The 14,835-nt window shown below is 58.5% G+C and carries 14 protein-coding genes; 3 read left to right on the top strand and 11 right to left on the bottom strand.

What is annotated here, in order from left to right; genetic code table 11:
- Window positions 1–99 precede the first annotated feature (99 nt).
- From sucD to KI792_01150, 8 genes are all read right to left on the bottom strand, one after another.
- Window positions 100–975: a succinate--CoA ligase subunit alpha gene (gene sucD, locus KI792_01185; GenBank protein ID MBV6631625.1), complete on the bottom strand. Its 876-nt coding sequence runs from the start codon at window positions 973–975 to the stop codon at window positions 100–102.
- Window positions 976–977: 2 nt separating this feature from the next.
- Complete coding sequence (sucC, locus tag KI792_01180) at window positions 978–2,147, bottom strand: ADP-forming succinate--CoA ligase subunit beta (GenBank protein MBV6631624.1); 1,170 nt, start codon at window positions 2,145–2,147, stop codon at window positions 978–980.
- Between the two features lie 81 nt (window positions 2,148–2,228).
- On the bottom strand, window positions 2,229–3,188 hold the full coding sequence (gene mdh / locus KI792_01175) for a malate dehydrogenase (GenBank protein ID MBV6631623.1): 960 nt from the start codon (window positions 3,186–3,188) through the stop codon (window positions 2,229–2,231).
- A 251-nt stretch (window positions 3,189–3,439) separates the two neighbouring features.
- Entirely contained in the window at window positions 3,440–4,744 is a 1,305-nt protein-coding gene (locus tag KI792_01170; protein ID MBV6631622.1) for a DUF2336 domain-containing protein, read from the bottom strand.
- A 79-nt stretch (window positions 4,745–4,823) separates the two neighbouring features.
- Window positions 4,824–5,726: a hypothetical protein gene (locus tag KI792_01165; GenBank protein ID MBV6631621.1), complete on the bottom strand. Its 903-nt coding sequence runs from the start codon at window positions 5,724–5,726 to the stop codon at window positions 4,824–4,826.
- Between the two features lie 330 nt (window positions 5,727–6,056).
- A complete protein-coding gene (locus KI792_01160; protein MBV6631620.1) occupies window positions 6,057–7,220 on the bottom strand; it encodes an AFG1 family ATPase in 1,164 nt (387 codons plus the stop codon).
- Between the two features lie 167 nt (window positions 7,221–7,387).
- A complete protein-coding gene (locus KI792_01155) occupies window positions 7,388–8,164 on the bottom strand; it encodes a hypothetical protein (GenBank protein MBV6631619.1) in 777 nt (258 codons plus the stop codon).
- 230 nt (window positions 8,165–8,394) lie between these two features.
- Window positions 8,395–9,357, bottom strand: coding sequence for a DMT family transporter (locus KI792_01150; protein MBV6631618.1), 963 nt, complete (start codon window positions 9,355–9,357; stop codon window positions 8,395–8,397).
- Between the two features lie 114 nt (window positions 9,358–9,471).
- On the opposite strand from KI792_01150, the gene KI792_01145 reads away from it, so the two are divergent.
- Both KI792_01145 and KI792_01140 read left to right on the top strand, forming a co-directional pair.
- Complete coding sequence (locus tag KI792_01145) at window positions 9,472–10,023, top strand: hypothetical protein (GenBank protein MBV6631617.1); 552 nt, start codon at window positions 9,472–9,474, stop codon at window positions 10,021–10,023.
- 79 nt (window positions 10,024–10,102) lie between these two features.
- Complete coding sequence (locus KI792_01140; protein ID MBV6631616.1) at window positions 10,103–11,227, top strand: hypothetical protein; 1,125 nt, start codon at window positions 10,103–10,105, stop codon at window positions 11,225–11,227.
- A 14-nt stretch (window positions 11,228–11,241) separates the two neighbouring features.
- Here KI792_01140 and KI792_01135 read toward each other — a convergent pair whose 3' ends face one another.
- Complete coding sequence (locus KI792_01135) at window positions 11,242–12,507, bottom strand: malonyl-CoA decarboxylase (GenBank protein ID MBV6631615.1); 1,266 nt, start codon at window positions 12,505–12,507, stop codon at window positions 11,242–11,244.
- Between the two features lie 88 nt (window positions 12,508–12,595).
- Between KI792_01135 and KI792_01130 the strand changes: the two genes are divergently transcribed.
- Entirely contained in the window at window positions 12,596–13,162 is a 567-nt protein-coding gene (locus KI792_01130; GenBank protein MBV6631614.1) for a cysteine hydrolase, read from the top strand.
- Here KI792_01130 and KI792_01125 read toward each other — a convergent pair.
- Together KI792_01125 and KI792_01120 are read right to left on the bottom strand one after the other, a co-directional pair.
- Window positions 13,154–13,687 carry a hypothetical protein gene (locus KI792_01125; GenBank protein ID MBV6631613.1) on the bottom strand — a complete coding sequence of 178 codons (534 nt, stop codon included), beginning with the start codon at window positions 13,685–13,687 and terminating at the stop codon, window positions 13,154–13,156. The two genes, KI792_01130 and KI792_01125, sit on opposite strands and share 9 nt — an antisense overlap.
- A gap of 40 nt (window positions 13,688–13,727) precedes the next feature.
- Window positions 13,728–14,834, bottom strand: a complete 1,107-nt coding sequence (locus KI792_01120) for an alanine racemase (GenBank protein ID MBV6631612.1) — start codon at window positions 14,832–14,834, stop codon at window positions 13,728–13,730.
- Window position 14,835 lies beyond the last annotated feature (1 nt).

The following is a 14,835-nucleotide window of genomic DNA, read 5'->3' as shown; positions in this document are numbered from 1 at the left end:
AGCTGGGCCGTTATAGTGTTCCGAAGGGGCGGCGGTGACAAGCGAATGCGTTAATCGCCGCCCTTTCAGGCCATGTTTTAGGTCGCCCGAGGCGCCCAATTAGGCACCCATGGCCTCAACCATGGTGGTACCTAGTGCAGCTGGTGATTTCGAGACGAGAAAACCAGCCTTTTCCATTGCTTCCATCTTGGCCTCTGCCGTGCCCTTACCGCCGGTAATGATCGCACCGGCATGGCCCATGCGCTTACCTGGAGGGGCCGTGGTACCAGCGATGAAGCCGATGATTGGCTTACGGTTTGGTTGGGCTGCGTAGAATTCGCAGGCCTCTTCCTCTGCCGTGCCACCGATTTCACCGATCATCACGATGCCTTCGGTCTGGTCATCATCCAGGAACATTTGCAAAGCATCGGTAAAGTTGGTGCCATTAACTGGGTCACCGCCAATACCAATACAGGTGGATTGACCAAGACCAGCCGCCGTGGTTTGCGCCACCGCTTCATAGGTCAGGGTGCCGGAACGCGACACGATGCCGATCTTACCGGGCTGGTGAATGTGACCGGGCATGATGCCGATCTTGCACTCACCCGGGGTGATAACACCTGGGCAGTTCGGGCCGATCAGACGGGTGTTCGAGCCGTCTAGAGCCCGCTTCACCTTGATCATGTCCATCACTGGAATGCCCTCAGTGATGCAGACCGCGAGCTCAATCTCAGCGTCGATTGCTTCCAAGATCGCATCAGCCGCAAATGGTGGCGGGACATAGATCACGGTCGCATCGCAGCCGGTCTCAGCTTTCGCGTCGGCAACGGTGTTGAACACAGGCAGGTCCAAATGCTTGGTGCCGCCCTTACCAGGGGTCACGCCGCCAACCATCTTGGTGCCATAGGCGATGGCCTGCTCTGAGTGGAAGGTGCCCTGGGCGCCGGTGAAGCCCTGGCAGATGACTTTGGTCTCTGAATTAACGAGTACGGCCATGATTAAGCGGCCTCCTTCACGGCCTTGACGACTTTTTCAGCAGCATCGGCGAGGTTGTCAGCAGCCAGAATTGGCAAGCCGCTTTCCGCCAGAATTTTCTTACCTAGCTCCACATTGGTGCCTTCCAAACGCACGACTAGCGGAACATGCAAGGACACTTCCTTGGCCGCGGCGATGACGCCCTCGGCAATCACATCACAGCGCATAATGCCGCCGAAGATATTGACCAGGATGCCCTCAACATTGGGGTCGGAGAGGATCAGCTTGAACGCGGTGGTCACCCGCTCACGGGTTGCGCCACCACCAACATCGAGGAAGTTGGCAGGCTCACCACCGTAGAGCTTGATGATGTCCATGGTCGCCATGGCTAGGCCAGCGCCGTTCACCATGCAGCCGATGGCACCGTCGAGCTTCACATAGTTCAGCTCATGCTTGGTGGCTTCCAGCTCAATTGGGTTCTCTTCGGTTTCATCCCGCAGCTCTTCAACGTCTGGATGACGGAACAGTGCGTTGTCGTCGAAGTTGATCTTGGCATCGAGGGCCATGACATCGCCGTCGCCGGTAACCACCAGCGGGTTGATCTCAACGATCGCGCAATCCAGCTCGGTGAAGGCCTGGTACATGGCCATCATGAAGCGAACCGCTTTTGAAACCTGCTTGCCCTCAAGGCCAAGGCCGAAAGCGAGTTGGCGCGCGTGGAATGGCTGTAGGCCGGTTACCGGATCGATGGCAACTTTGAGGATCTTCTCTGGGTTGGTTTCAGCAACCTCCTCGATTTCCATACCACCTTCGGTTGAGGCCATAACGGTGACGCGTGACGTCGCGCGGTCGACCAGCATTCCGAGGTAAAGCTCGCGGGCAATGTCGGAACCAGCCTCAACATAAACCCGGCTAACCTCTTTACCCTCTGGGCCAGTTTGGTGGGTGATCAGGTTCATGCCGATCATCCGGGTTGCCTCGCTGCGGACATCGTCATGGGATTTGACGACGGCCACGCCGCCGCCCTTACCGCGGCCACCGGCGTGGATTTGTGCCTTCACGACATAGACTGGGCCGGGCAGGCTCTCGGCGACCTTCACCGCTTCCTCAGCGGTGTAAGCGACACCGCCTTCCGGCACGGCGACACCGTATTTACGAAGCAGCGACTTCGCTTGGTACTCATGAATATTCATCTCTGATCCCTTGGCGTATTGCGGGGTTAGATCTTACGAAAAACAAACGCCGGCCCCTGTTTGTTAGGGCCGGCGCTTAACTCATCCTTTGGCGCGGATATCGGCGACGGCCTGTTTAAGGCCCTTCACCGCATCGACCGATTTATCGAACATGGCTTGCTCATCAGCGTTGAACTCAATCTCAACGACGCGCTCAATGCCGCCCTCACCGATCACCACAGGCACACCGATATAGAGGCCATCAACACCGTATTGGCCGGTCAGCAGTGCCGCACATGGCAGCACGCGCTTTTTATCGAGGAGGTAGCTCTCAGCCATCGCAATGGCCGAGGAAGCGGGCGCATAGAAAGCGGAGCCGGTTTTCAGCAGGCCAACGATCTCAGCACCACCATCGCGGGTACGTTGAACGATCTGATCCAGCTTCTCTTGCGTGGTCCAACCCATCTTGACGAGGTCAGGCAGTGGAATACCGGCAACCGTGGAATAGCGGACCAACGGCACCATCGTGTCGCCGTGACCGCCGAGGACGAAGGCAGTGACGTCTTCAACGGAGACGCCAAACTCTTCTGCCAGGAACCAGCGGAAACGGGCGCTATCCAGCACACCGGCCATGCCGCAAATCTTCTTCGGGTCGCCGCCAACGGCTTCCTGCATCACTGCAACCATCGCATCCAGCGGGTTGGTGATGACGATAACGAAAGCGTCCGGGCAGTTCTCTTTAATGCCAGCGCCAACCTGGTCGATGATGCCGGTATTGATGCCGATTAGGTCATCGCGGCTCATCCCTGGTTTGCGCGGCACACCGGCGGTGACAATCACCACATCGGCACCGGCGAGGGCGCTGTAGTCATTGGAGCCAGCCATCGCGCTGTCGAAACCCTCAACCGGGGAGGCTTCAGCAATATCGAGAGCCTTGCCCTGGGGCACGCCCTCGGCAATGTCCACCAGGGTAACGTCACCGAGATTCTTAAGGCCAGCGAGCAGGGCCAGGGTACCGCCGATCTGGCCAGCACCGACCAGGGCTATTTTGTTTCGCGCCATGGGAGTTCTCAAACCTTTCGATTTTTAAGCGCGCGATATAGCCGGGAAGGCCCAATTTGAGCGCGCCACAGACTAGCCAGAAGCAGATCGATTTGGTGATGTTAGGGCCAGTGGGGAACCGGCCGATCCCACCCCACGCGCTTAAGCAAAGCGCAACCGCTTACAGCCAAGAAAAGACGGTCATCTAGGTAGCGCGTTCAAGCCTAAGAGAGCAAGGGTTAAGCATTGCTTTTCAAGCGGTTCTGATGCCCTCAAACCGCATTGGCGGAATTCCCGATCCCGAAGAATTCCAAATACCAGGTCATCTCCTCCGGCCGCATGGGGTAACTGCCGTCCCGGGCCGGGGCCAAACGCCGTTTTGCGTCCATGCCAATCGCCCTGCCGCAGATGGCCTCAGCGGTCGCCATGGCAAAGTCTGCGCGCCATGTAAGGGCGGTGACAGCCTTCGCACTATCACTCTGCAGGATGCGTTTTACGACCAGCGGATGGACCTGACTTCGGTAGGCGAGTGCGCCGATCATGGCGGTCCAATCATCGGGATCTAGCTGCTCGCGCAACCAATCATCGGTGAGCGCCCCCTGCTCATGGAGGCGTTTTGCCTCACCCACCGCATCGGCATAGGTTGCGTGCCGCCGCGCCTTTGCGAGACCAGCCGCCGCCTCCTTGGCCAGACGCTTGGCTGTCTTGGGGTCAATTTTCTTGGCCTCTTGCAGCATGATTAGGATCCGCTCCCCCGCCACATAGGCAAGACGCATCGCCTCATCACGCAGTAGCGCCGGGTGTACGGCCAGCGGTTCCTGCAACTCTTGATGGGTTTCCGCCATGTCGACCATGACCGCGAAGCTCGCGTCATTGATGACGGCGCCATCATTGTCGAGGATCAGGCCAGCCGTCTCAGCGTCCCGATGCTCAACGATATCTTGGGTCAGCCCAGCCCCCAGCTGCTTGCGCTGGGCAATGGCCTTCAAAACCCAGGGCGGTGGGTAGTGCTCAACCACCTGCTTCAGCAGCTTCTCATCCACATTGGGGGCGCTGGTCAGGATTGGCTCAGCCACCGCACGGTCGAGATCCTGGGCCAGGATATTCACCACCTCACCCACCGGCTTGGATTGGCCCATGATCTCAGCGCTCAATGCCCGGCGAACAACCGCCAACTCATCCTCAGCAAGGACAGCCAAGGCATCGATGATCTTCTTATCCTGCGCCAGGGGACGATTACCCGCATCGCCAGATAGTCGCCCGACCAAGCCCGGCACGGTCGCCGTGCGGATCTTGGCTTCTTTGTCCTCGGCCAGGGTGATGAGGGTCTTCGTGTCAGCAGATTTGTTCTTGGCAACAGCCAGGCGGATCGGCGGCGATTTATGCTTGGCGATCTCATGCACCATGACCGGCGGCAAATCGCTACGCGATGCCATGGCGGCCATGGTTTCCTGACGGCCATGGCGCAGAATGGCCTCGACCAGATCAGGCTGCATGGTCATCGGCAGCTCATCAGGGCGAAGCTGTGCAGCCTTCTGCTTTAGGGTTGGATCGATTGTGGATTTGGTCTCACTCACAACGCGCGCACCATTGGCCCAAATTTATGCCAACGCCACTCTAGTCGACTGAGTTGTGATTGCGTGACGCCGCCTTGGCTTAACAGCTATGGGCGAGATTGGCGTATTTATCGCGCAACAGCACCTCGTGCCATGGCACGGCTGGCTTATCAGCGCCGTATGTCGCGGCGGCCCGAGATGGGCGCCGCTTCATCGGCGATGGCAGGGCCTTGGTGATGGTGTCCGCATTTGGCCGCAAAGTGAGGGTTGGCGGCGCCAAGCCCCGCTCTTTAAGCGTGAACTCAATCTCCCGGCGGATATAGGCACTGTCTGTACCGTCGGCGAGCGCATCAATCTTGGTCACCAATTCCAAACGCAGCTGCATCGGCAGCAGGTGCAAACGGTCAATGACCAACAGCTTCACCCGGGCCCGAACCTTGTTCGACAGCAGGACCTTAACCAGCATGTCACGGAACGTGTCCGTGCGCAGGTCACAACGGAAAGCGAGAGAGAACAGCTCATCGATGAATTGATCATCTACAACTTTGCTCTCGCTTAACTCTCTCACATGCTCAACCAGGCTGGAGAGTGAGACCTGCCGGACATTATCGATATGGGTAACAGCACGGTCGCGAAGATTGGTGACAATCGCCGGGGCAAATTCCTGGCGGATCGCGGTATCGCAGGTTTCCTGAACAATCTCGTGGCGACTTACCTCACCAACCAAGCCGACAATGGCGCCAACAAGCTCTTGATCCCGGGCACCTGGCATCATGCGGACCGACGCCGCGAGGGACATGCCCTCAAACGGATCCTTTGCCGCCATCACGGCCAAAACCAGCGGGGTATCGAGCGGGCCGATCTTCTGACGCGGGTCAATCACATCCTCGGCACGCACAGGGTCAGCCCCCGCCGCCATGGTGATAACCGGCGCTTTATTGCGATACAGCTTGTTCAGACCGCGGGCGATTTCGACCGCTTGGTCGCTAAAAACGAATGACATGTGGCTTAGCCGTTAAACTTCCCGACACCTTTTCTACACGATTCTCGCGGCAACCATAAGGTCACAAAGGTGTTTTAGGTGGTTTATGCGCGCAATTCTGGCGTGCCTTACCGTCACATTTGTCAATAGCGAGTCAGAAACCCCGCCCGCAGGCAAGTGCTGATTCATGCAAAATGCCGGGCGTGATTCATGGCGTCGCGCAGACACCACATTTGTAGCGGTAAATGGCTTTAAAGCGGCTTAACGGGCACAGCCGTCGCTCATGAATCGGCAAGAATTCTGATGAAAAAGCAGAAACCGGGCCCCGATTTGGCCAGGTCTCGCGCACCCTCAATCGGCCTCGCGGATCTGATCCAGATAGTCCCGGCCTTGCATCTCTTGAAGGCGGGATAGGGTTCGCTGGAACTCAAAACTGTGGTCGCCCTCAGGGTAGAGATCATCGACGGGTACGGCACTGGAGAGCATGAGGCGACACCTTGCCTCATATAAGGCATCGATCAGCAGGATGAGACGCTTGGCCTCATTTCGCTTATCCGTCGTGAGTGCTGGCACATGCTCAACAATCACCGATGGGTAGGCCTTTGCGACCGCAATATAGTCCGAAGCGCCGAGCGGCTGCTCGCAAAGCTCAGCAAAGGTGAAGCGAGCCACAGCACCGGCCTGCCTAGGTACTGCTAGCTGTCGGCCACTGACGGTCAGCGTGACCTCAGTCGGTGCCTGCCCACGGCTCAGATCATCAAAGGCCTGATCGAGGGCGGCCGTTGCCGCAGCATCATCGGGGCAGTGGAAGACCGGCATACCCTGAATGCGGGCCTGGCGGTAATCGACCCCCTGATCCAACTCAATGATATCCAGCTGCTGCTTCAGGATCGCGATGAAGGGCAGGAACAGCTCACGCTGCAGCCCATCCTTATAAAGGTCATCAGGCGCCCAGTTTGATGTGGCAACCACCACCACCCCGCGCTCAAACAAGGCCTCAAACAAGCGGCCGAGGATCATGGCATCGGTGATGTCGGTGACATGGAACTCATCAAAGCACAGCAGCCAGGTATCGGCTGCGATCTGATCGGCGACACTGGGGATCACCTGAATATCGTCATCTTTGCGGGCAGCTTTACGAAGCTGGTGCAGCTTGCCGTGCACCTCCGCCATAAAGGCATGGAAATGCACCCGCCGCTTCTTCGCGACCTGGGTGGTTTGATGGAACAAATCCATCAGCATGCTTTTCCCGCGCCCAACACCGCCAAAGATATATAGACCTTGGGGCGCTGGCTCCTGCGGGCGTCGGGTGAGGCCGAGGCGCGCCCGCCAGCCGCCGCCATTACTACTGCCCGGCTTATATTCAGCCACGGCGCGATGCAGGGTCTGCAGGCGCTCCGCGACATAGGCCTGGGACGGGTCAGGTTTCAGCACACCAACATCAAGCAAATTGCGATAGGCCGCGATCGGCGCATCGACACCGGCAGCCTCAATCTGCTGGGCGATGGGGATCATCGCCTCAGTTTCCATGTCACTTGATTTGGACGCCGGGTTGCTCATGGCGTGGGAGATGACGGCTTTTGCGGATGGATGCAAGGGTGCTGCGCGCAGACACGACAAAGCCTGCGCGGTCTAGGCACAAAACCGCACAGGCTAAAACCCTATTGGGTGCGCGAACGCTTCTAGACGTTGAAGGTCAGCGTTGACCCGGAACCGCCGAGGCTTCCGATCAATGAGTTCAGCGCCTTAAAGTCACCATCGCGATAGCTCGACAACGCTTCCTGCGTCTGACGCAGGCTGGCGATAATGTCGTCCACCTCTGATGGCTGACGGGCCAGAACTGGGTTTTGCTGTTCTTCCACCGTGGCGGTGCGGGCATAAAGACCGGTGACAAGACCGGTTTGCGCCTCACCATCGGTCAGGCTGATGCGCTGACCATCCAAGGCAAACAACCGAACGCTGCTGGATGACACGGTGTTCTCGGTCCGCGACACGGCGGTCAGCTCAAGAGCGAACTGCCGGGTGGAGCCAAAAACCTGACCATTCGCATCTGAGAATGTTGTCTCAACAGATGCGAAGCGGAATTGAAACGCGTCAAACTCACCGCTGGTAACCCGATCGATCAGATCAGTTAGAGCATTCACCACCTTGCTGGTGATTTCCTGCTGCTGATCCGCGACCTTGTAGAAAATTCGATAAAAAGCGGAGAGCTGCTCATCCAGCCGCGCCTTGATCTGACCAACGCTGCCGGCGGGATGGCCGAACTCAACATTGATGACAGGCGTAGCAGCACCACCAGCGGAACGCTGGGATACCGGCTGAAATAGTGCTGATTGAGCAGCTGGTTTTGTGGCGACTTGACGACTTTGGGCTAAGCCACTGTTCTCATCGCCGCGTGGTTGGATCGAATTGACCCCACCTAGGCCGCTATTGCCTAGGGATGTGCCTATTTGCGACATGGTACCTTACCTCGATGTTCTCACCGTTGCAGGAACCGCTGTGCCTGTATTCTGCGCCCTGAATTGTTCATGGGTGCCAGACCAGCGATCACGATCACGCTTCAGACGCCTTTCTGCGCCGCGCGATCCAGGTATTAATACCATAAAAAGGGGAATTTCCACCATTTCCGTCCATACAATCTGCCATTGCCACCATACAGGGCCCGGGTAAACGCATAGTTAACAGCGGACTAGCCATCATCAGCGGCCGATTTCCGACTGGCGACATAGATGCCGGCCAACACCAAAACCCCACCAAAAAGCTGAACAGAACCTAGGGATTCGCCCAATAATGGCCAGGCGAGCGCTGATGCCCATACCGGCTGGATTAGGACGGAAGCACCCGCAAACCGGCCTGGCAGATGGGCCAAGGCAAAGGTCATCAGCCCATGGCCAAAAACTTGGCTAATCAGCGCCAAGGCAAGGACGACCGCCCATCCCTCCCCCGTCTGCGGCAACCAACCGCCCGCACCGGCGATCCAGCCCGGCAGCATGACAAGGCCGAGGGTCATGGCACAGAATAGTGAACTACCGGCGATAACCGGTATCGCCCGATACCGTCGCCGCAACCGGGTCAGCGTCACAAAATAGCCCGCCAGAGAGACAGCAGAGATTAGGCAATAGAGGTCGCCGATAAGGGCAGTCTGGCTAATGGCGCCAGATTGCAGGGTGAGGCCAGCAACACCAGCAATGGCCAACACCATGCCCAACCAGAACCCTCGACCGATAACCTCACCAAATCGCCAGGCGAGAAACGGCGCCGCCAGAAGCGGTGTTAGGGCCAAAAGCAAGGTCGCATTGGCCACCGAGGTGTATTCCAGCCCGATGAACCACATCATCTGCGCACCGGCAAAACAGGCACCGGACAGTGCCATAAAAGCCCAGTCGCGCGCGCCTGAGACAACGAGTTCTCGACCGTCCTTAGGGCCTGGATCATTGTTTACGACCCAAATCCAACCAATCACCAAAAGTGGCGCTGCCAGGGCAAACCGCCAGAACGAGCTGGCAACCGGGCCAACTTCACTGACCTTAGCCATCAACGCGGCAGACCCGGCGGCGCAAGAACCAACCAGCAGGATGACCAACGCGATGGTAAAGCTGAGCTTCCAAGGTTGGCGCGGCGTTGGCGCCTTGGCATCGGGTGTTACGTCCATACTAGAAGCGATGGCGGAAAACCCAGGACCTGGCAAGCATGGCAGCATATTCACGCTGATCCCGCTTCCTGCTATGGTTTCGCATCGGGAAGTTTGGGGCGCCGATCAGAAATCATGAGCAGCGGTAGCGCGCTGGCCGCGCGGCACGACGATTTATTCAACGACCATGTTGTCGATTATCTCGGCGACTACTTCCGTGACTGCCCAGAGCGGTTTGGCAGGCTCTACAACCGTATGTGGCAGCGGAAATCACCCTGGGTGCCCAGCTTTAGCCTTATGGCCATGGTTATGGGCCCAGCCTGGTTTGCCTATCGCCGCCATTACATCGCCATGGGCTTGAGCATGTGGGTAATCAACACGATGCTGATGATCGGCTATTTCAGCGATCATGAGGGCTGGTTGGCCATCGCCACTGCCACCGCGGTTGCCACCTGGGCATTTTGCGGCCTGTTTGCGCGGGCCATTGTGCTGACCCATGCCGCCCGCTTAATCACCCGCACCGCAGAGCGCTTGGGTGAGCCACTGCTTCGCCGCCGGGCGATTTGGCGAGCTGGCGGCGTTGATCGGGTAACCGGCTTTGGCATGTTGGCAGGTCAGGCGACCATGATGTTCCCACTGGCCTGGGAACTGGTTAACGGCCCAATCCTACTCTGGCCGATCCTCTAACACCGCCCACCCGGCCAAGCTTGGCCTGGAATCTGCTTACCCCCATACCCAAGACGTTGGCTAATGGAGGAAGGCGGCCATGTCCCTGATTGATGGCACCAATGATGATGACCAGATCATCTCTGGCGCGCTGACCAGCGATACGCTGATCGGCGGTAGCGGTAATGACACGCTCGGCAATGACCCCACCTTGCCCGATGGCTTTGTACTGACCGATGCGTTCCTGCCCGGCGATTTTTTGGATGGCGGGGAAGATGACGACCTGCTGCTCGAAAACCCACTCGCCCCTGACACAATCGAGGGCGGCGACGGCAATGATGAGGTTAGCGGGTTCAACATCCCGGAGGGTGTTCTGATCCAGGGCATTGCCCTTGGCCCCGGCGGCATTAGCCTACCGACCGACATGATCCGAACCGGCGATGGCGTCGATATCATCCGCGGCTTCTTTACGCCCTTTGTTGCCTTCGCTGGGCATGGTGACGACCTGCTACTTGGCGGAGATGTGGGTTCAATCGTCTATGGCAATCAGGGGTTGGACACGCTGATTGGTGGGCTGGGTGATGACACCCTTTATGGCGGCCAGAATGGCGGAACCCTTACCCTTGATGTGCTGGGCCGCCCCCTACAGCAGGACGGCATTGAATACATCTTTGGCGACAATGCCGGGGCCGCCGTGGGTGACGAGTTTGGCGGCACCTCGGTCCTGGTGGATGGCATTGTCGTGACCGTCGACAACCTGCTCGCCGGCGGCGGGTCAGACCTACTCTATGGCAATGTCGGAAGCGATGTGATGGATGGCGGCAATGGCGCTGACACCCTATTCGGCGGCCAGGGTGCGGATACCATCGTCGGCGGCGATGGCAGTGACGTGCTGTTCGGTAATCGCGGCGATGATGTGCTCGCCGGTGGCGGCTTCTCAACCAGCGGCAACAGCGATATCGATCTTGGCCTCGGCCCAACCTTCCCGTTCGATGAGCGCGATGGCGCCGTTGATGAGTTCCGGTTCGGTCAGGCTGGCCGGGTTGGCAACGATACCATTCATGGCTTTGAGACCGGCATCGACAACATCGTGCTGGCAGCCGGCACAGTGTTCGAAGTCTCTGACCTATTCGACGATAAAGTCATTATCCTTGTCGAAAGCGGTGAGACCATCACCCTAATCGGCCTGGAAGATGTCGATATCAGTGGCGACATCACCGCATAGCGAAGCCCTGGGCTCTAGCTAGCACCCTGAGCTTGGGTGAATTGTTTTGCGGCCTTCTGCACCGTGGTGGAAGCGGTCACCTTGCCATCATTGGCATAGGCCTCGTGGTTCACCTCAATCTGGTCAAGTTTATAAAGATAGTTGACCATGATGCCAAAGCTCTGGGACTGGCCATCATCACTGGGGTTTGCCGCCCAGTTAATGCGTTCCAACCGGGCGCCGTTGCCAAGATGGAAGCGGGCGACCGGATCCTGTGGCTTGCCGCCACGCGCCTTCTCTTCCAACAAGTAATGGGCCGCGGCGGACATTAGGTTGTCGGCATCAGCCTCAATCCCAGGCTCCAGTTTCTCAACCCAGCGACGTAGGGATGGCAGCGGGGAGAGGGTGACGAATTGTTTGATCGTCGGGAACTGGGCCCGCACGTCCTCAACAACCTGCTTGATCAGGAAGTTGCCAAGCGGGACACCGCGCAAGCCCGTCTGACAGTTGGAGATTGAGTAGAACACCGCTGTCGTAGCCTTCTCCGGCGCCAGATACTCGCGCTCCCCCTCCAAGATGCCTGTAATCTCATTCGGCATATCGGTGGTCAGGGCCACCTCAACAAAGATCAGCGGCTCATGCTCCAGCTGCGGATGGAAGAAGCCATAGATCATTCGATCCGGCGGCAAGATGCGTTTGCGTAGATCACGCCAACCCGCCATGCCGTGCACCGCTTCATACTCGATCAGCTTCTCAAGCAGGGCGGCTGGCATCTGCCAATCAATACGGCGCAATTCGAGGAAACCCTTGTTGAACCAGGAGCCGAAGACATGGGCGAAGTCATCATCAACGGCCTTGAGCTCTGGGTTGGCGCGCAGGCGATCGATCAGATCAGCGCGCATCCGCACCAAATCCATGGTGGCGTTTGGTGCCGGGTTCAGATGCTCCAGCAGCGCCTGGCGCCGTGGGGTCGTCGCCTCATTAAGCTTGGTTAGCGCCGTCGGCGTTGGATCCTTCAGGTAGCTATCCGCCGCCTGTTTCACAACGGCGCTATCGGGCGCAAATTCCCATAGCAGCGCGTCGAAGAAGCTTGTCTTCTCTTCCTCATCAAACCGGCGATAGCTGTCGAGAACGGCAAAGGCGAGGGCGATTTCCGCCGCCTCACCACGGCTGGATAGCAGGCGGTGGCAATTGGTAATCACCTGCTCAACATTCCGGCCCGTTGATGGGTCCGCGCCCAGGATCGTGCGACCTTGTTCAGCGATGGTGTTCAGGAAATCGAAAAGTCGTGCGGCTGCCATGTCTTGAATGATATGTCGAAATAGTGGTTTGGCTTAAGCCCAAATCATTGCTGCACCGCCTGCATATCCTCTAGCCACCGGTATTGCCATGTCTGATCACACCAACCGCGCCTTGATCCTTGTCGATATTCAAGTGGGCCTCGAAGGTCCCTATTGGGGTGAACGGAACAATCCAGAGGCGGAGGCCAATGCCAGCCGCCTGCTGACCCATTGGCGCGAACAGGGTTGGCCCCTGGTCCATATCGGCCATGACAGCCGCACGCCGGGATCACCACTTAAAGGACCGGGCACCGCGTTCAAGCCACCGGTTCAGCCACTCGATGGTGAGGTGGTGATGATGAAGCATGTGAACTCTGCCTTCATCGGCACCAATCTGGAAAACCACCTGCGCGAACATGGGATTGAGAGCTTGGTGATCTGTGGCCTCACCACCCCCCATTGCGTCTCAACCTCGGTGCGGATGGCGGCCAATCTTGGGTTTACGGTAACGCTGCCTGGCGATGCCTGCGCCACCTTTGCCCGTAACGCTGACACCAGTTTTGATGCCGGGGAGCCAATCACGGCGGATCAGCTGCACCGCGCCGCCCTTTCTGCCCTGCATAATGAGTTTGCGACCGTCACCACCACCGATGCGGTCATCGCCGGTTCAGCCTAGTGGCGCTTGGTAAATCAAGAAGATCACCAGCATTACGACGCCAAGCACGATATAGGGCAGCACACCGCCCAGCTTCGAGACACCACCGCGTTGGCTGAGATAGGCGCGGCGCTCTGCTGGGTCTTCGATCCGGCTGCGTGCCTGGGCGAGGATGCCGCGATACCGCTCCATCACGTATTCCTTGCCGAATAGCGCGGTGAACAGGCCAAGGATGACGTGGAAAAACAGCGTCGGCGTTTCAATGATCAGGCTGTTGATTAAACCGGCAATGGCGAACCAACCGGCGGTGATCAACAGACCATCGAGCCAAAGCTTGCGATACCAGAAGTAAGAGATCGGCAGCAAAAGGCCGAGCCAGGCAGAGCGTTCAAAGTTCAGGCGCTTGGCGCGGGCACGCCGGGCATCCATCGGCTCCATCTGATTAATCTCAGCCATGGAGAGCATGAGGTGATCGTAAGCCTCGGCATTATGGCCAATTAGGGTCCGCAGCTCGTCATCATACTGCACCCGTTCTGCCTTGCTCATCACCGGCAATTCCATTGCCAACCCCTTTGATACACAACAGTCAGAAACAGCCCCGGGCATCGACGGTCCAATGCTCGGCAATATCACCATCCGCCTCAATCGCCAGCCGGTCCACCAAATTGACCACGGGGCAGGCATGGTTGGGGAAGACTGTGAGCCGTGTGCCAATGGGCAGCGGATTGCCCTCATGGGCGATCCAACCATGCTCTTCAGACAGCTTGGTCACCGTCAGACCGGTATCGCGGCCCGGCTGCTGATCGGCGGTATAGGCCTGGCCATGACCGCTGATTGATTGATTACCATGGGGGCCAAGATCGGAGGTCAGCACCTTGGAGCCCGCATCAATAATCAGGTAGGTGTCGTTGGCACTAACCACCGTGGCGGCAACGCTAAGCGCCAGGCGCTCCCAATCCACCACACCAATGGTCAGCTGGGTCAGGTCGTTCAGCACATAGTTGCCCGGCTTAATCTCAGTAATCCCGGTGAAGTCCTGCTGTGCCCAAAGGCTGGGGGTGGAACCAACGCAGATCTCTGGCACTGGCATGCCCAGCGCTTCCAACCGCGCCTTCGCCTTCAGCATGGCCTGCCGCTCAGCCTCCGCCACACCCGCGGCCTGGTCAGCGCCCGTCACGCCATAGGCATGACCAGCATGGGCGGTGAGGCCGACAAATGTGAGCGAGGGCGCTGCTGCAACCCGGCCAGCAAGCTCAACGAGGGCTAAACTGCTGGGCGCCACACCACAGCGGCGCAGGCCGACATCAACCTCAACATAGACCGGCAGCTCAACCCCATGGGCTGCCGAGACCTTCATCAAGGCATCGATGCCCTGATCACTATCAACGACGAAGATCACCTCAGCCTGATGCTTCTTGGCGGCGGCCAAAACAGCATCGAGTGGCTCTTCCTCAATCACCGGATAGCAAAGCTTAATCGAGGGGATGCCAGCCTCAAGGAAGACAATCGCCTCGGCTGGTTTGGCGACGGTCAGGCCAACCGCCCCCGCCGCCATCTGACGCCGCGCAATCTCAACCGATTTATGGGTCTTGGCATGGGGGCGCAGCCGCACTCCGGCACTATCCGCAATCGCCTGCATATCGGCGATATTGCGGTCGAGGATGGCCTGGCTGATCTGAACCCGGGGTGACAAG

Source organism: Alphaproteobacteria bacterium SS10 (assembly GCA_019192455.1).
GTDB lineage: Bacteria > Pseudomonadota > Alphaproteobacteria > TMED2 > TMED2 > TMED2.
The sequence above is the reverse complement of the archived record's forward strand: the minus strand, read 5'-3'. Positions and strand labels throughout refer to the sequence as shown.